The organism is Halomonas sp. PAMB 3232 (assembly GCF_031954225.1).
Classification (GTDB): Bacteria; Pseudomonadota; Gammaproteobacteria; order Pseudomonadales; family Halomonadaceae; genus Vreelandella.
Window position 1 is genome coordinate 1,624,055 of sequence record NZ_CP134865.1, and the last position, 17,465, is coordinate 1,641,519.

Annotated in this window: 14 protein-coding genes; 10 read left to right on the forward strand and 4 right to left on the reverse strand. The window is 64.6% G+C overall.

Annotation, left to right across the window (positions count from 1 at the left end; translation table 11 throughout):
• Positions 1 to 24: 24 nt before the first annotated feature.
• Positions 25 to 972: a Nudix family hydrolase gene (locus RN346_RS07360; protein ID WP_311962698.1), complete on the forward strand. Its 948-nt coding sequence runs from the start codon at positions 25 to 27 to the stop codon at positions 970 to 972.
• 85 nt (positions 973 to 1,057) lie between these two features.
• Here the strand turns inward: RN346_RS07360 and RN346_RS07365 are convergent, their stop codons facing one another.
• Together RN346_RS07365 and RN346_RS07370 are read right to left on the reverse strand one after the other, a co-directional pair.
• Positions 1,058 to 1,960 (reverse strand): carbon-nitrogen hydrolase, encoded by a 903-nt coding sequence (locus tag RN346_RS07365; RefSeq protein WP_311962581.1) that lies wholly within the window; start codon positions 1,958 to 1,960, stop codon positions 1,058 to 1,060.
• Positions 1,957 to 3,027, reverse strand: a complete 1,071-nt coding sequence (locus tag RN346_RS07370; RefSeq protein WP_311962582.1) for an agmatine deiminase family protein — start codon at positions 3,025 to 3,027, stop codon at positions 1,957 to 1,959. Before RN346_RS07370 ends, RN346_RS07365 begins: the two co-directional genes overlap by 4 nt.
• Positions 3,028 to 3,228: 201 nt before the next feature.
• Between RN346_RS07370 and RN346_RS07375 the strand changes: the two genes are divergently transcribed.
• Positions 3,229 to 4,470, forward strand: a complete 1,242-nt coding sequence (locus RN346_RS07375) for a lipoprotein-releasing ABC transporter permease subunit (protein ID WP_263584272.1) — start codon at positions 3,229 to 3,231, stop codon at positions 4,468 to 4,470.
• Positions 4,471 to 4,480: 10 nt separating this feature from the next.
• Positions 4,481 to 5,200: an ABC transporter ATP-binding protein gene (locus tag RN346_RS07380; protein ID WP_263584271.1), complete on the forward strand. Its 720-nt coding sequence runs from the start codon at positions 4,481 to 4,483 to the stop codon at positions 5,198 to 5,200.
• Positions 5,201 to 5,204: 4 nt separating this feature from the next.
• Here the strand turns inward: RN346_RS07380 and RN346_RS07385 are convergent, their stop codons facing one another.
• Entirely contained in the window at positions 5,205 to 5,756 is a 552-nt protein-coding gene (locus tag RN346_RS07385; RefSeq protein WP_263584270.1) for a DUF2062 domain-containing protein, read from the reverse strand.
• 91 nt (positions 5,757 to 5,847) lie between these two features.
• Here RN346_RS07385 and RN346_RS07390 point away from each other — a divergent pair, with 91 nt between their 5' ends.
• From RN346_RS07390 to murB, 7 genes are read left to right on the forward strand one after another with little or no spacing between them, the layout of a single operon-like run.
• Positions 5,848 to 8,115 carry a DNA internalization-related competence protein ComEC/Rec2 gene (locus RN346_RS07390; protein ID WP_311962583.1) on the forward strand — a complete coding sequence of 756 codons (2,268 nt, stop codon included), beginning with the start codon at positions 5,848 to 5,850 and terminating at the stop codon, positions 8,113 to 8,115.
• 55 nt (positions 8,116 to 8,170) lie between these two features.
• On the forward strand, positions 8,171 to 9,907 hold the full coding sequence (gene msbA / locus RN346_RS07395; protein WP_311962584.1) for a lipid A export permease/ATP-binding protein MsbA: 1,737 nt from the start codon (positions 8,171 to 8,173) through the stop codon (positions 9,905 to 9,907).
• On the forward strand, positions 9,904 to 10,959 hold the full coding sequence (gene lpxK, locus RN346_RS07400; protein WP_311960699.1) for a tetraacyldisaccharide 4'-kinase: 1,056 nt from the start codon (positions 9,904 to 9,906) through the stop codon (positions 10,957 to 10,959). Before msbA ends, lpxK begins: the two co-directional genes overlap by 4 nt.
• Positions 10,952 to 11,161 carry a Trm112 family protein gene (locus RN346_RS07405; protein ID WP_252107600.1) on the forward strand — a complete coding sequence of 70 codons (210 nt, stop codon included), beginning with the start codon at positions 10,952 to 10,954 and terminating at the stop codon, positions 11,159 to 11,161. Before lpxK ends, RN346_RS07405 begins: the two co-directional genes overlap by 8 nt.
• A complete protein-coding gene (kdsB, locus tag RN346_RS07410; RefSeq protein ID WP_263584266.1) occupies positions 11,162 to 11,941 on the forward strand; it encodes a 3-deoxy-manno-octulosonate cytidylyltransferase in 780 nt (259 codons plus the stop codon).
• On the forward strand, positions 11,938 to 12,402 hold the full coding sequence (locus tag RN346_RS07415; RefSeq protein ID WP_311962585.1) for a low molecular weight protein-tyrosine-phosphatase: 465 nt from the start codon (positions 11,938 to 11,940) through the stop codon (positions 12,400 to 12,402). Before kdsB ends, RN346_RS07415 begins: the two co-directional genes overlap by 4 nt.
• Complete coding sequence (gene murB / locus RN346_RS07420; RefSeq protein ID WP_311962586.1) at positions 12,402 to 13,409, forward strand: UDP-N-acetylmuramate dehydrogenase; 1,008 nt, start codon at positions 12,402 to 12,404, stop codon at positions 13,407 to 13,409. The genes RN346_RS07415 and murB overlap by 1 nt, the downstream gene beginning before the upstream one ends.
• 100 nt (positions 13,410 to 13,509) lie before the next feature.
• Here murB and rne read toward each other — a convergent pair whose 3' ends face one another.
• The gene (gene rne / locus RN346_RS07425; RefSeq protein WP_311962587.1) at positions 13,510 to 16,947 is read right to left on the reverse strand and encodes a ribonuclease E; all 3,438 of its coding nucleotides are present in this window, start codon (positions 16,945 to 16,947) and stop codon (positions 13,510 to 13,512) included.
• Positions 16,948 to 17,465: the final 518 nt, after the last annotated feature.

The window sequence follows — 17,465 nt, forward strand, 5'->3', positions numbered from 1 at the left end:
GTGGAAAAGAACGTCATGAATGTAATGGTAAAACGACGGGTTCACGTCGCCGCGGCCGCCATCGTCAGCGCCGATAAAAAGCACGTACTGATCGCACGACGGCCCTCCAACGTGGATCACGGCGGGCTGTGGGAGTTTCCCGGCGGCAAGCTCGCGCCCTACGAAACCGGGCTCGAGGGCTTGAAGCGCGAGCTTCACGAAGAGCTCGGTGTCGAGATCCGCCGCGCCCAGCCGCTCATTCGCGTTCACCACGAGTACAGCGACAAGCATATCCTGCTCGACGTTTGGCAGGTGCACGAATTTGCCGGCGAGCCGTTCGGGCGTGAAGGCCAGGCGGTTCGCTGGGTCGCGATGGAGGATCTGGTCGGTTATCCCTTCCCGGCGGCCAATCTGCCCATTTTGCGCGCGGTGATGCTGCCCAAGGAGTACCTGATCACCGGCGAGGAGCCGGACGATGAGCGCTTTGAAAGCCTTCTGCGCCGCGCGCTCGACGAGGACGGCGTTCGCCTCGTTCAACTGCGTGCGAAGGGCCTTGCGCGCGATGCCTACGTACAGCGCGCGCAAACGGCGCTGGCGCTGTGCCGCGAGTTCGGCGCCAGACTTCTGCTCAACGGCGAGCCCGAGCTTCTGGAGCAGGTCGACGCCGACGGCATTCACCTGACCAGCCAGCGCCTGATGGAGCTCGAGCGGCGCCCGATCGGCGAGGGCAAGTGGCTTTCTGCCTCGACCCACGATCAAACTCAGCTCGACAAGGCGGCCACGCTTGGCTGCGATTTCGTCACGCTGTCGCCGCTTCGCACCACGCCGTCGCACCCGGATGTGGCCCCCATGGGCTGGCATGACTTTCAGCAGCTCGTCGAGCGCGCCGGCATGCCGGTATTCGCGCTGGGCGGGATGACGCGTTTCGATGCCAACCACGCCCGCGCCGTCGGCGCCCAGGGCATCGCCTCGATTCGCGATTTCTGGAAATAGACGCCAACGTCGAACCCGTTCTGGCTTGAACGAAAACGCCGGCGCTCAATGCGCCGGCGTTTTCGTATTGAGTGAAGAGGGCGTATCAGTCGCGATAGCGCCGCGTCAGATCGCCGTAGCCGTCCACGCGGCGGTCGCGCAGGTAAGGCCAGATGCGCCGGGTGCGCTCGCTTTTTTCCATGTCGAGAGTGACCACCAGCTGCTCGGTCTCGTTGCTGGCGTGGGCCAGAAGCTCGCCCTGAGGGCCGCAGACGAAGCTGCCGCCCCAGAAGTCGATGCCCGAGCCGACGCCGGAGTGGTCCGGCTCGAACCCTACCCGGTTGGCGACCAGCACCGGCAGGCCGTTGGCCACGCCGTGGGCACGCTGAACCAGCGTCCACGCCTCCTTCTGGCGGGCCTGTTCCTGCTCGTCGTCGGTCTTGTCCCAGCCGATCGCGGTGGGGTAGAGCAGCAGCTCTGCACCGGAGAGCGCCATCAGCCGCGCCGCTTCCGGATACCACTGATCCCAGCACACCAGCACGCCGAGCCGGCCGACTGAGGTATCGATCGGTGTGAAGCCTTCGCCCCGGCGCTCATCGACGTCGCCCGGGGTGAAGTAGAACTTCTCATAAAAGCCCGGATCGTCGGGAATGTGCATCTTGCGGTACTGGCCGACGCGGCCACGCGCGCCGTCGAAAACCACCGCGGTGTTGTGATAGAGCCCCGCGGCGCGCTTTTCGAAAATCGAGCCGACCAGCACGATGTCGAGCTCGCGGGCGAGCGCTTCCAGGCGCTGGCTCGTCGGCCCATCCAGCGGCTCGGCCAGGTCAAAAAGCGCCGGGTCCTCGTACTGACAGAAGTAGTGGGTGGCGTGAAGCTCCTGGAGCAGCACAAGCTTCGCCCCGCGCCCGGCGGCGGCGCGTACGCCCTCTTCGGAGGCCGCAAGGCTCTTCTCCTTGTCCGGCCAGGCGTTTTGCTGAATGACGGCGACGGTCAGTTCTCGGCTCATGAGGCCTCCTTGAAACGGGCAGGGTTGAGCGTGCCCTTGGGTAGCTGCATGGTCAGGCAGTGCAGGCTGCCGTGCTGGCGAATCACGCTGTGGCACTCGATGGGAACGATCTGGCGCTCGGGAAACGCCTGAGCCAGGGCATTGAGCGCCTCCACATCCGCCGGGTCGGCGTAGGTCGGCACGAGCACGGCGCCGTTGATGATGGTGAAGTTGGCGTAGGTCGCCGGCAGCCGGTGGCCGTCGTCCGGGTCGAGCGCCGTGGCAGGCCAGGGCAGGGCGATCAAGCGGTAGGGCTCGCCGTTTGGCTGGCGAAACGCCTTGAGCTCGGCCTCCATCGCTTTTAGCGCCGCATGGTGCGGGTCTAACTCGTCGTCGCAGCGCACGTAGGCGATGGTGTCAACGCTGCAAAAGCGCGCCAGGGTGTCGATGTGGCTGTCGGTGTCGTCGCCTTCGAGATAGCCGTTTTCGAGCCACAGAATGCGCTCGACGCCAAAGTCTGCCTTGAGCGCTTGCTCGACCTCTGCCTGGGAAAGCGTTGGATTACGGTTCGGGTTCAAAAGGCACGCTTTGGTCGTCAGTAACGTTCCCTGGCCGTCGGTTTCGATACCGCCCCCTTCGAGCACCAGCGCCCGTGGCAGCACCTGACAGGCCCAGACGTTCTGCGCCTCGAGCGCGCGTGTCAGGGCGTTGTCTCGACGAGCAGGAAACTTGCCGCCCCAGCCCGTGAAGGTGTAATCGAGCAGCGCCATGTCACCGTCTTCCGCCATAACGCCAAGCGGGCCATGATCTCGCGCCCAGGTGTCGTCGGTGTCGGCCTCGATAAGAAGCAGCCGCTCGCGGGGTACGCCAAGGGTCGCAAAGCGGGACTCCAGGCGCGCACACGTGGCGGCGTCCGGCACGCTTACGATAACGCGCTGATAGCGCGCAGCGGCCAGCACGATGCGCTCCATCGTTGCCTCGATGCGCTCTAAAAGCGGCTGCCAGTCGCCGTCGGCGCGCGGCCAGGTGAGCTGCAGGCCGTCCTGAGGGTGCCATTCCGGCAGCAAACGGTAAGGGAAAGTTGCCAAGGATGAGTGCTCTCGTTGCCAGGGAAAACGCCGGCGTCGAGACCGGCCAAAAGGCGCAATGTAGGGGGTCACCGGGCAAGTTGCAAGCCAGCCGTGCCCGGCCAGGCGGGTGAGAAGGTTTGTATTTACAAGGCGCGTTTACCCATGCAGGGCGTTGAAAAAAACCGTACCATGGGCGCCAGTTAACCAAGAGATGACGCCATGCTTGATCGTTTGCCTTTTCTGGTGGGGCTGCGCTACGTGCGCGCTAAACGCCGGAACCACTTTATTTCGTTTATTTCGCTGATTTCCATGCTGGGGCTCACACTCGGCGTGACCGTGCTGATTCTGGTGCTGTCAGTGATGAACGGCTTCGACTACGAACTGCGAAACCGCATTCTGGGCATGGTGCCGCACACCAAGATCGAATACCGCCCGGGGCTCGTGGAATGGGAGGCACTGGCCGACCGGCTGATCGAGCGCGACCGGGTGATCGGCGTCGCCCCCTACGTCGAGCAGCAGGGCATGTTCTCGGCCAGCGGGCGCAATCAGGGCGCGATGGTGACCGGCATCGACCCGGCCTGGGAAGACCAGGTGTCGATCATCGGTGATCACATGCGCGAAGGCGAGCTTTCTGATCTGGCGCCGGACTCCTGGAACGTGGTGCTCGGCTCGATGCTGGCCAACCGGCTGGGAGTAGGCGTCGGCGACCGTGTCACGCTGTTGGTGCCCGAGGCCTCGATCACCCCCGCGGGTGTGTTTCCACGGCTCAAGCGCTTTACCGTTAGCGGCATCTTTAGCGTCGGCGCCGATCTCGACGGAAGTCTGGCCTACGCCAATATTTCGGATATGCAGACGCTGGCGCGGCTGGGCGACGCCATCGGCGGGCTGCGCTTGGAGCTCGACGATCTGTTCGCTGCCGGTAGCGAAACTCAGGCGATCGTCAACGATCTCGGGCCGGGCTACATCGGTCGGGACTGGACCTTCACCCAGGGCAGTCTCTTTCAGGCGATCCAGATGGAGAAGCGCATGATCGGGCTGCTGCTGACCGTGATCGTCGCAGTGGCCGCGTTCAATATCGTCTCGACGCTGGTCATGGTGGTCACCGACAAGCGCGCCGACATCGCTATTTTGCGCACCATTGGCGCCACACCGCGCTCGATCATGGGCATCTTCATCGTTCAGGGGTTGACCATCGGCATCATCGGTATCGCGCTTGGCGTGTTGGCCGGGGTGGTGCTGGCGCTAACGATTTCGGACGTGATCGGCTGGTTCGAATCCGTCACCGGCATTCAGTTTTTGGATTCCGGCGTCTACTTCGTCAGTCACCTGCCCTCGAAACTGATTTTCAGCGACATTCGCAATATCGTACTCGCCGCTTTCGGCCTGACCTTCCTGTCGACGCTCTATCCGGCCTGGCGGGCCGCGCGCGTGCAGCCGGCGGACGTACTGCGCTATGAATAAGGACGCGCCCATGACCACAGCCACTTCCCACGCCCCGGTGATGCTCTCCTGTCAGTCGCTCACCCGCATCTATAGCGAAGGGCCCCAGGATTTGACGGTACTCGACGGGCTCACCCTCGAGGTGCGCGCTGGCGAGCGCGTGGCCATCGTCGGAAGCTCCGGCTCCGGCAAGACGACGCTTTTGAACCTGCTCGGCGGTCTCGACCGCCCAAGCCAGGGCAGCATCACCATCGCCGACGAGTCGCTGGCCGGGCTCAACGAGACCCAGCTTGGCCACTTTCGAAACCGCTACATCGGCTTCGTCTATCAGTTTCATCATCTGCTGGCGGAATTCAGCGCGCTGGAGAACGCAGCGCTTCCGCTGATTATTCGCGGTCAGCGCAAAAAGGTCGCCGAAGAGCGTGCCATGCAGATTCTGACGCGGGTAGGAATGAAGGCGCGGGCGGATCACAAGCCCGGCGAGCTCTCCGGCGGCGAGCGCCAGCGCGTGGCGATCGCACGCGCCCTGGTCACCGACCCGAGCCTTGTACTGATGGACGAGCCGACCGGCAATTTGGATCAAACCACCGCCGGCACCATCCTGAGTTTGATGGACGAACTCGCCCGCGAGAGCGCCTGCGCTTTCGTGATCGTGACCCACGATGTGGGCCTTGCCGCTCATCAGGATCGCGTGATGCGCCTGAACGCGGGGCGGCTGGAAAACGACACGCCCGGCGCTACGTTCAAGTAGCGCGTTACTTGTCGAACTCGGATTCGATTTTGGCCCGACGCCGCCGACGCTTTTGTCGGCGGCGTTTCCAGTTGTAGGAGACGTGCCAGCGCCAGAGCAGGCGAATGGCCACGTTGGCGAGAACGGCGAGCACAACGGCCGTGACGATCGAGCCTAAAAACAGCGGCGGCAAGAGATCGTGCATCTGCTCGGCCAGCCAGCGCGTCGAAATACGCGACGGTGCCTCGCGCACCGGCGCGCCCATCAAAAACGTTCCCACCCGGTAGTTGAAGTAAAAAATCACCGGCATGGTCAGCGGGTTGGTGATCCAGACCAGACTCACCGATAGCGCCAGGTTGCAGCGCACGATCCGCGCGCCGAGCGCGGCCACCATCATCTGCAGCGGAATCGGCAGCAGGGCGCAAAAGATACCGACGCTAAAGGCGTTGGCCACGCTTTTACGCGTTAACAGCCAGAGCCCGGGGTCGGCGATCAGGGGCGCCATGAAGCGAAGCGATCGCTGGCGTCTCAGGGTGTCGGGCTTGGGCATGTAGCGCTGCAGGAAACGGCGCGGCATGTCGGTTACTCTTTGAGATAGTGCGCTCCATTATCCACATCGCGCGCCGCGAAGGCTACGCCGGTCGTCACGTACCGGTATGGGGGGGAACATGCGAACAGGGGTGGTCGCGCCGGCGGCCATGGCAGCGCTCGGCGCGGCGATACTTGCCGAGTACAGCGGCGCCGAAGGGCGTTTACTGCCCGCCCTCGGCGCGGTGCTGGTGGCCACGCTTTTGCTCGTCAATCGCGTTCCCCGGGTGCTGCCCGCGCTGCTGGCCGGCGGCTGGGTACTGTTCGGCGTTCATCTCGAGTGGCAGCGAACCCTGCCGGCGGGGCTCGGCGGCGAGGATCTCAGCGTCATTGCGCGCATCGATGAGGCGCAGCGCGATGAAGGCTTGAGCCGGCTAAACCTGCAGCTGCTCGAGTGCGAAAGCCCGGCGCAGCGCCTGGCGTGCTCCGGGCTCGATCGCGTGCGCGTCAGCGCCTACGGCGATACCGCCTTTGAAGCGGGCCAAACCTGGCGGCTCACGCTTCGCCTGCGCCCGCCCGGCGGGTTCAAAAACCCACATCGCTTCGATTACGCTCGTTGGCTCTGGCGCGAGGGCATCCATGCCACCGGCTACGTGCGCCCGGCCCCGGCCCCGCAGTTGATCACCCCAGAGCGTTCGACGTTGAGGTCACTTGCACTTGCACATATCGACGCCACTTCCCTGGATGCACGCACCAAACGCTGGCTCGCCGCGCTCAGCCTGGGCGCGAGCCAGCGGTTGACCCAGGACGATTGGACGCTCTTGAACGCCACCGGCACCACGCACCTGGTGGTCATCTCAGGCTTGCACGTGGGGCTGGTGGCCTCAATGGTGCTCTGGATCAGCCGGCTGTTGGCCAAGCTGACAACGCCGCAAAACTGGCGGCTGCGCGCCTGGCCCTGGGCCGCGGCGGGGCTTGCCTGCGTGGGTTACGCCGCGCTTGCGGGGCTGGGGCCGCCGGCAATGCGCGCCATGGTGATGACGCTGCTCGGGCTCTGGGTACTCAGCGGGCGCCACGCGCCAGGGGTCTGGCAGGCCTGGTGGCTGGCGCTTTTACTGGTCGTGCTGGTCGACCCACTTGCACCCTGGCGTCCAGGGCTATGGCTATCGTTTGTCGCCGTGGCGTGGCTGATCGTCATTTGGCAGGGGCGAGCGCGCCCTCAGGGCGTCAAGGGCTGGGTCTGGGCGCTGGTGCGAACGCAGCTTTTATTGTCGCCGCTGATGGCAGCGGCGGTGCTGGTCAGCTTTGGTCGCGTGGCGCCGGGGGCGCCGCTGGTGAATCTGCTCGCCGTGCCCTGGGTGAGCGCGGTCATGGTTCCGCTGGCGCTGCTGGGCTGGCTGCTGGCGCCGCTGTTCGGCGCCGGCGAGCTCGTCTGGCGCGGCTTTGGAGCCGCCCTCAACGTTTTTGATGCGCTGTTACGCATCGCCCTTGAAGCGCTACCGCTTTGGGAGCCCGCAATCGAGCTGCGTTTTGCGCTGGCCGCGGCGCTTTTACTATTGGCGCTCTGTTTCGGGCTCGCCTTCGTGCCACGCTGGCTGCGGGTGGCCTCCTGCGCGGTGGCCGTCGCGCTGCTGTTTTTCTCCCAGCCCAAATCGCTTGCGCCCGGGGTTTTGCGCGTCACCGTTTTCGATGTAGGCCAGGGCCAGCTCATCGAGCTTCAAAGCGCCACACAGCGGCTTTTGTACGATACCGGTCCGCGTTTTCGAAGCGGGTTCATGCCGATCGAGTCCTTATGGCCGCCGGGACAGCGCTTCGATCGTGTGATCGTCAGCCACGGTGACAGCGACCACGCCGGCGGCGTTCGGGCGCTTTTGAGCGAACACAAGGTTACGGCCTGGCAGGCGCCCGAAGGCGAGGCGGTAGCCGCACCGTTTACGCCCTGCGCCCGAGGCCAGCACTGGACACACGACGAAATCGCGTACCGCGTGCTCTGGCCACCGGCCGGGGAGAACGCGCTCACGCCTAACGAGCGCTCCTGCGTGCTCGAGGTCAGCGTGGGCGAACATCGGCTATTGATCACCGGTGACGTCGGGCGCCAGACCGAGCGGCGTCTGATCGGTGATTTGAAGTCCCCGGTCAGCGTGCTGGTGGCGGGCCACCACGGCAGCCGCTCGAGCTCCGGGGTACAGTTCGTACGTGAAAGTGCGCCTGGGCATGTGATCTTCAGCGCCGGGCGTGACAACGCCTTTGGCCATCCGGCGGATGAGGTGGTGCGCCGGTATCAAAGCGTGGGGAGCTGCCTTTGGAGCACCGCGGAGGACGGAGCGCTGACATTTCATGTCGAGAGGGGCCAAGCAATACGCGTCGAAACGGCGCGCGCGTCGGTGAAAGGGCGCAAGCGGTGTTGATACGCCGCGCCTTAGGGTAGAATTCGGCGCACTGCACTTTAGGGCTGGAGCACGCGTGACCGATTCGAGCTGGGCGTTGTACAAACGCTTGTTGGAGTACGTAAAACCCCATTGGAAAATGTTTGCGTTGGCGATCATCGGTTTCGTGATCTACGCCGCGTCCAGCACGGCGCTGGCCGAGATGATGAAGCGCCTGATCGACGGGATACAGAACCCGGACGCCGCCTTTCGCTTCTTTTTGCCGCTGTTCGTGGTGCTGATGTTCGCCGCCCGCGGGGTAGGAACGTTCTTGAGCACCTACTACATGGCGTATGTGGGTCGCTACGTGATTCATACGCTGCGCTGCGACGTGTTCGATCACATGCTGCATCTGCCCGGGCGCTTTTTCGATCAGCACTCGAGCGGTCATCTCGTCTCGCGCGTCACCTACCACGTCGAGCAGGTCGCGGGTGCGGCAACCAACGCGGTCACGGTGATTCTGCGCGAAGGGCTCTTCGTCGTCGGGCTGGTGCTCTATCTGCTCTGGACCAATTGGATGCTGACGCTGCTCTTTTTGGCCGTGACTCCGGTGATCGCCGTGGTCGTGAGCTTCGTCAGCAAGCGCTTTCGCAAGATTTCCAAGCGGATACAGAACTCTGTGGGCGATGTGACCCACGTGGCATCAGAGGCGCTCTCCGGCTATCGGGTAGTGCGCACCCACGGCGCCGAGACCTTCGAGAAAAAACGCTTCGAGCGCGCCAGTGAAGAGAACCGCCGCCAGAGCATGAAGCAGGCGATGACCAAGGCGATCAGCTCGCCGGTGATTTTGATGCTGGTGGCGATTTCCATGGCGCTACTGGTGTGGCTTGCCATGGCGCCGGCCTTTTTGGCCGACATGACGCCAGGCGAGTTCGTGGCCTTCATCACCGCCGCGGCGCTGATGATCAAGCCGGTGCGCCAGCTCACCGAAATCAACGGCGACATTCAAAAGGGGCTGGCCGCCGCTTCCGAGCTGTTCGCGGTGGTGGATCTGTCCACCGAGCCGGATAACGGCACGTTGATGCCCGAAACGCTCAAGGGGGAGGTGCGCTTTGAAAACGTGAGCTTTCGCTACGATGAGGAGCAGCCCAACGTGCTCCACGACATCGACCTGCACATCGCGCCGGGCGAGATGATCGCCATCGTGGGGCGCTCCGGCGGCGGCAAGTCCACGCTGGTCGGGCTTTTGCCGCGCTTTTATCGGCCATCCGAGGGGCGTTTGCTCATCGACGGTGTCGATAGCGACGACTACGCGCTCGGTGCGCTTCGAAAGCACATCGCGATCGTCTCGCAGCAGGTCACGCTGTTCAACACCACCATCGCCGCCAATATCGCCTACGGCGAGGACGCGCCAGACCGGGCGCGCATCGAGGAGGCTGCAAAGGCGGCCTACGCCAGCGAGTTCATCGACCAGCTTCCGCAGGGCCTTGATACGGTGGTCGGCGAAAATGGCCTCACGCTTTCCGGCGGCCAGCGCCAGCGCCTGGCGATTGCCCGTGCGATCTATCGCAATGGGCCCATTCTGGTGTTCGACGAGGCGACCTCGGCGCTCGATTCCGAATCCGAGCGCTATATTCAAAAGGCGCTCGAGTACGTCTGTAAAGGCCGCACGACGCTGGTGATCGCTCACCGACTCTCTACCATCGAGCGCGCCGATCGCATCGTCGTGATGGACCAGGGGCGGATCGTCGAGCAGGGCACTCACGAGGCGCTGCTCGAGCGCCAAGGCGCTTACGCCGCGCTCCACCAGATACAGTTTCAGGAGTACGCGTGAGCCTTGCCAGCCGCTGGCTCGACGGGGTCTACCGGGAGCGTCTCTCCCGGGCGCCCTGGCTTCTACCGCTTCTGCCCTTGAGCGCGCTTTATGGCGCCGTGATCAAGCGCCGCGCTCGCGCCTATCGCACGGGTAAAAAAAGCGTCTGGCGCGCGCCGGTGCCGGTCATCGTGGTGGGTAACATCACCCTCGGCGGTACCGGCAAGTCGCCGCTGGTGGCCTGGCTTGCCGCTTTTTTGACGCGTCAGGGCTATACGCCTGGCATCGTCACGCGAGGCTACGGCGGCCGCGCGCCGGCTTATCCGCTGATCGTGGAGGAAACGACCCCGGTCGAGCACTGCGGCGACGAGCCGCTGATGCTCTTTCGCCAAACCGGCGCGTGCGTGGCGGCGGACCCGAACCGTCCGCGCGGCGCCCAGGCGCTCATCGAGCGCGGCTGCGACATCATCATCAGTGACGATGGCCTGCAGCATCTGGCGCTGGGCCGCGATATCGAGCTTCTGGTGGTCGACGGCGTGCGGGGGCTTGGCAACCGGCGCTGCCTGCCCGCCGGGCCGCTGCGGGAGCCGGCGGACAAGCTTGAAAGCGTGGACGCGGTGATCGTCAACGGTACTCTCGCAAGACCGCTGCCCGTCGAGCCGGTCATGATGACGCTCGCCCCGGCGCGATGGCAGCGGGTGGGCAGCGGCGAGCACGCCGCGCTCACACCGCTCCCCTTCGAGTCTCCAGTGCACGCGGTGGCGGGTATCGGCAATCCCGAACGCTTTTTCAAGACGCTGGAGGCCCTTGGCGTCGAAGGCGAACGACACGCGTTTTCTGATCATCACGCGTTCGATGCCAAAACGCTTGCGTTTACTCCGCCCAGGCCGCTCGTGATGACGGCCAAGGACGCGGTAAAGTGTCGGACGTTGGCACCAAAAGAGAGCTGGGCGCTGGAGGTCGAGGCCGAGCTTCCCGACGCGTTTGGCGTTTGGCTTACCGACGCGCTGGCCACGCGGCCCCCGAATGAATCACTATCGACCCACACACACGAGGAAGGCGTTCATGGATAAGGAACTCTTGGCAATGCTGGTTTGCCCGCTCTGTAACGGCAAGCTCGAGTATGACCGCGACGCGCAGGAGCTCATCTGCTACTACGATGGGCTGGCCTACCCGATTCGTGAGGGTATCCCGGTAATGCTGCCGGAAGAGGCGCGCGTACTCAGCGCCGACGAGAAGCTCAACACCTCCCCGGGACGCACGGGGCAGGCGTAAATGGCAGGCTCAACGGATTTCGTCGTCGTCATTCCGGCGCGCTTTGGCTCCTCGCGCCTGCCCGGTAAGCCGCTTCTGGAGATCGCCGGTGAACCAATGGTGGCCCACGTTTGGCGCCGCGCCAACCAGAGCCAGGCCCAGCGCGTGGTGGTGGCCACCGACGACGAGCGTATTCGCGAGGCGCTGGTGCCGCTGGGCGCCGAGGTCGTCATGACCCGCGCTGATCATCCCTCCGGCACCGACCGCCTGGCGGAAGTGGCCGAGCGGCTGGGCCTCGACGACGACACACTGATCGTCAACGTCCAGGGCGATGAGCCCTTGATTCCGCCGGCGCTGATCGACCAGGTGGCCGGGCGGCTGGCCGACGACCCTGAGGCGTCGATCGCCACGCTTGCCGAGCCGATCGTGGATGTCGAGACGCTATTCAATCCGAACGTGGTGAAGGTGACCTGCAGCCACGCCGGGCGCGCGCTCTACTTCTCACGAGCGCCTGTGCCCTGGGATCGCGAGCAGTTCGCGCAGAAGCCGAGCCTTCTGAGTACCGATGCCTGGCTCAGGCACATCGGCATCTACGCCTATCGAGCGAGCTTTTTGCGCGATTACCAAAACATGGCGCCCTCCCAACTCGAGCAGCTGGAGCAGCTCGAACAGCTCAGAGCGCTTCAGCACGGCCACTTCATTCAGGTGGCGCTGGCCTGCGCGCAAAACCCCACCGGGGTGGATACGTTTGAAGATCTGGCGCGGGTGCGTTTACTCATCGAACAAACGGAGGCCCAATGACGCGGGTACTGTTCGTCTGTCTGGGCAATATCTGCCGCTCACCGAGCGCCGAAGGCGTGTTTCGCAAGGCACTCTTTGACGGCGGGCTCTCTTGTGATGTCGAGGTCGATTCCTGCGGCATCGGCGACTGGCACGTGGGTAAGGCGCCGGACGAGCGCGCTCAAAAAGCGGCGCTTCGCCGCGGGGTGGATATCGGCGGGCTCAAGGCGCGCACGCTTCGTCGCGAGGATTTCGACGCCTTCGACTACGTGCTTGGCATGGACCGCGATAACCTCGATGCCATTCGAGCAATGGCGCCTGACGGCTGCCGTGCGCGCACCGGGCTCTTTCTGGAGTACTCGGATGCCGGCGAAACCGAGGTGCCGGACCCGTACTTCGGCGGCGAGCAGGGCTTCGAGCACGTCCTGGATCTGATCGAGGCTGCCTCGCACGGGCTGATTAGAGCGCTGAGAAAGCGCTGATGGCTGCAACGCTTGAACAGCGGGTGGATCTGACCCGCGCCAATACGTTGAGGCTTCCCTGCACGGCGGACATCGGCGCCCGCCCCAGAACGCCTGGTGAGCTTCGCCAGGTGCTGGATACGTGCCGCGAAAACGAGTGGCCGGTCACGCTGCTCGGCGGCGGCAGCAACGTGCTGCTGCCAGAGCATCTTCCTGGTGCGGCGATCACGCTGGAGTTCGATCAGTGGTGGATCGAACGGAGCGGTGATGGGGGCGTCGCTTACGTAGGCGCCGGCGTTCACTGGCATACGCTGGTGATGACGCTCGCCGAGCGCGGCTGGTGGGGGCTCGAGAACCTGGCGCTGATTCCTGGGCGCTGCGGGGCGGCGCCGGTGCAGAACATCGGCGCCTACGGCGTCGAGCTCGGCGACTGCCTCGAAGGCGTACAGGTCATGGCGCTTGACTCCAGACGCGTCTACTGGCTCTCACGGGAGCAGTGTGAATTGGCCTACCGTGACAGCATCTTCAAGCGCGAACTGGCGGGAAAAGTCGCGATTCTGCGCCTGGCGCTGCGGCTCTCCCGAACCGGAGCGCCCAAGCTTGGCTACGGTGATCTGGCCCAACGAGTCACCAGCGAGGCAACGCCGCTTCAGGTTGCAAAGGCGGTGTGCAGCACGCGTCGGGAGAAACTGCCGGACCCGAACGTGCTCGCCAACGCCGGCAGCTTTTTCAAAAACCCGGTGGTAAGCGACGCCACGGCCCAGACGCTGCGCACTCGGTACCCGGATATGCCGAGCTTTGCACAGCCCGACGGGCGCTATAAGCTCGCCGCGGGCTGGCTCATCGATCAGTGCGGGCTCAAGGGCCAGCGCTTCGGCGCCTTTGGGGTACACGAGCGCCAGGCGCTGGTGATGGTGCATTTTGGCGGCGGCAGCCGTGTGGAGCTGCTCGATGTCGCCCGGCGCCTGGTCGAAACGGTCGAATCCCGCTTTGGCGTGCGTTTGGAGCCGGAGCCGCGAAGGCTGTGAGCGCTTTTGTAAGCTCGCGTTTTTCCAGGCACGTCCTGCCAAACACGTGATTCAGACATAAAAAAACCCCGCCAGAGGCGGGGTTTTTCATGGGCGCGGTTTACTCCTGGCCGGCACTGCCTTGCTTGCGCTTCTCGCGTGGGTCGTTGTGCGCCCGGCGGCGGCGCTTCGGCGCCGGTTTGGCGGAGGCGCTGTCGCCTTGAGAGGCAGGCTCGGCGTTTGCCTCGTCAACGCTCTTTTGCGCCTCGGTTGGCTCGGCCGCTGCGCGCTCTGTCGGCGCAGCAGGCGCTGCCTCCGGCTCGACCTCGGCCGCTACATTGGCGGCGCTGTCAGCGTTCGGATCGGTTTGATCCTCGGCGCTGGCATCGACCGTCGCGGCAGTTTCGGCTTTCGGCGCTGGCTCAACGCTTTCGAGCTGCTCCGTCGGGTTTGACGTCTCGCGGCTCACGTTGAGTGAAGTCTCATCGGCAGGGGCGTCGTCCTGAGCCTCGGAAGAGGCGAGGGCTTGCTCCTTCGGCGTCTGAGCATCGTTTTCAACCGGCACTGGTTCGTCGGTCGGCGCCGGCTGCGCTTTGGGCGTTTCCTCGGCAACCGCTTGGCCGGAAGCCGCTTCCTGATCAACGGTCGCGGGCGTCTCGACGGCCGGGGTTTTTTCCGGCTGCGGTGCGACGCTTTCCGCCGCGGGAGTCGGCTCGGCGGTTTCGGCGTTTATCAACGCTTCGTCGGCGCTTGAACCCGTATCGGCATCCAGGGCATCGCTGTCGGTCGACGCTTTGGGCGCCTGGGCCGAGGGCTGAATGTCGCTCTGCGTCGGGGCGCTTGCCGCGTCAATCGTTTCCGGCTTGGCGGTGTCTGCCTGCGGCGTTTTTTGCTCAGCAACGGGCTCGCTGGTCTCTTGCAAAGCCTGTGCTTTGCTTTCCTGCTTCAGGGGCTGCGCGGCGAGAGCGTCCTCGGTGCCTGGCGCCGGCGCTGCAGCCGGGGCGTTCTCGGCGGCAGGCGCTTGCTCGCTCTTCGCCTTGTTTGCCGGTGCCTGCTCGCGCTGAGGGGACTCGACGCTGGCGGGCTCGCTTGCCGTACTCTTCACGTCGCTGACGCTCTCAGCGGGCGCCGGCGCGTTGGCGGCATCGCGCTGAAGCGCAAGCTGCTCGGCTTCGGCTTTCGGGTTGATCGCCTGCTTGCGCGAGCGGTTGCGCGGGTTGTTGCGGGTGCGCTTGGGCTTGCCATCGTCCTTGGGCGCGTCCTGCTTCGACTCGGCCTTGACATCGGCTTTCTGCTCGCCCTTGGGCTCGGGCTTTGGCTCGCTTTTGGGCGCTGCCTTGGCGTCGGTCTCGGCGGGCGCGCGGCTCTCGTTTTTGGGTTTGGCGTCGCGCGACTTGTCGCGGCGGCCGTCGCTTCGTTTGTTGGACTGAGCCTGGCCGGCGTCGCTTTGCTCACCGCCACGCTCGCCTTGACGCGCGGGCTTGGCGCTATCGCTGGCCTTCGCCTCGCCGGATTGCGCGTTGCTCGCCTGGGCGCTGTTGGACTGGCCGTTGCGACGACGATTACGCGTGCGGTTCGGGCCACTGCGCTTGTCGCTCGACTCGTCGTCGCCCTTGGCACTTTGGCCACTGCGGGCCTCCGCTTGGCTCGACTCGCTGCGGGCCGCGTCGTTGTCCGGGCGCTTCTCGCGCGCCGGCTTTCCGCGCTCGCTGTTTTGACCGCGCTCACTGCCCTGGCCGCGCTCGTTGGAGGCGCTTTTTTCGCTTGTCCGGGGCTTGCGAGAGGCGGGCTCGGCGGCGGGCTTTTGCTCGCTGGTGGCGGCTTCATCGCTGCCCAGCAGTTTGGCGAAGCCGCGAATCAAGCGGCCCAGTACGCCGGTCTCCGCATTGCCCGGCGCCTCGGATTTGGCGGCGGGAGCGGGGGCGGTATCGGTTTGCAGCGATGCTGGTGCCGGGGCGTTGTGAGCGACGGTCTTGACCGCGGCTTCGGCGCGTTGGGCCGGCGGGGCGAAGCTTGCATCCGGCTCCTTGCCGACCTCGGTCTCCATCGAGAGCTCGTAGCTCGAAAGGGTATGGCTTTCGTCCTCGTCGAGGTGATCCGAGCGCAGGCGTTGCACGTCGTAGTGTGGCGTGTGCATGTCCGGGTTGGGTAAGAGCACCACGCGAACGTCCTGACGCGCTTCGATATCGGCGAGCACGCTGCGCTTTTCGTTGAGCAAGAAAGTGGCGACCGGCACCGGCAGAATGGCGCGAATCTGGGCGCTGCGCTCTTTCATCGCCTCCTCTTCGATCAAACGCATGATCGAAAGCGACAGTGAGCGTACGTCACGAATACTGCCCTGGCCGTCACAGCGCGGGCAGACCCCGCCGCTGGTTTCGCCAAGTGAGGGGCGCAGACGCTGGCGCGACATCTCCATCAGGCCGAAGCGCGAGATACGTCCGATCTGGACGCGCGCACGGTCGAGCTTGAGCGCGTCGCGCATGCGGTTTTCGACTTCGCGCTGGTTGCGCGCCGGGCCCATGTCGATGAAATCGATGACCACCAGCCCGCCGATATCGCGCAGGCGCAGCTGGCGGGCGATCTCGTCAGCGGCTTCCGAGTTGGTCTGAAGGGCGGTTTCCTCGATGTCGCTGCCACGGGTGGCGCGCGCCGAGTTGATGTCGATGGAGACCAGCGCCTCGGTATGGTCGATCACGATCGAGCCGCCGGAGGGCAGCTTCACTTCGCGCTGATACGCCGTTTCGATCTGGGATTCGATCTGAAAGCGCGAGAACAGCGGCACTTCGTCGGTGTAGAGCTTGATCTTCTGCTGATACGACGGCATTACCTGGCGAATGAAGCCCAGCGCCTCGGCGTGAATGTCGGGGCTGTCGATCAGCACCTCGCCGATGTCCTGGCGCAGGTAGTCGCGCATGGCGCGAATGATGACGTTGGACTCACGGTAAACGAGAAACGGTGCCGGACGCTTGGAGGCTTCGGCAGTGATCGATTCCCACACCTGGGCCAGGTAGTCCAGATCCCACTGAAGCTCTTCGGCGCTGCGCCCGATGCCGGCGGTACGCACGATCAGCCCCATCTTGTCCGGCACGGTCATCTGCGACATCGCATCCTTGAGCTGGCTGCGATCATCGCCTTCGATACGCCGTGAGATGCCGCCGGCGCGCGGATTGTTGGGCATCAAGACCAGAAAACGTCCGGCCAGGCTGATGAAGGTGGTCAGCGCCGCCCCTTTGTTGCCGCGCTCCTCTTTATCGACCTGAACGATGACTTCCTGACCTTCCTTGAGCACTTCCTTGATGCTGGGGCGCCCGGAAACGTCTTTCAGAAAGTATTCGCGTGAGATCTCCTTGAGCGGCAAAAAGCCGTGGCGCTCGGCGCCGAAGTCGACGAACGCCGCTTCCAGAGAGGGCTCGACCCGGGTGATCTTGCCGCGGTAGATATTGGCTTTTTTCTGTTCGCGGGCGCCGGATTCGATATCCAGATCGTACAGGCGTTGACCGTCGACGAGCGCAACCCGCAGCTCTTCGGGCTGGGTTGCGTTGATGAGCATTCTTTTCATGGTGTCTCGCAATGCGTGTGCACCGATGCGCCGTCAAGGCGTTGGCGTCGACGAATCGCTTTTGCTGCGTGCTTGTGCTCGGCGCATGGCTATGCTGACGCATTGAGCCGGGGGCAGTGTGGCCCACGCGGCTAGGAGGCGTTGAGTACGTGGCGGAGGCAGAACGTGTTTCGGTGGCGTTGACGTCCATCCGGCCCTGCTGACACCGCCGACACCTGGCATTCATCGATTCGTCAACGCCGGTATCGGCACAGCGTTGATCCTGACGCGCCGGGCCGGGTTTTGGATGGCACTTTCGATCGATAACTCGAGCAGTGACATTTGAACCCCGAGCCGGGGCGTAACGTATATTCCAATTTTTCGCGGCGGCCAACCAGGCATCACCACGAACGCTACCGCCTGTCGGGCGGCAGGTTTACTGCGTTTTTTTACATCCGGTAATGGGTAATGCGTACACTATTCCATTGGACCTTCGCTCGGGCCTGCGTGTTGGACGGGCAGGCGCTTGGGCAGAGCGC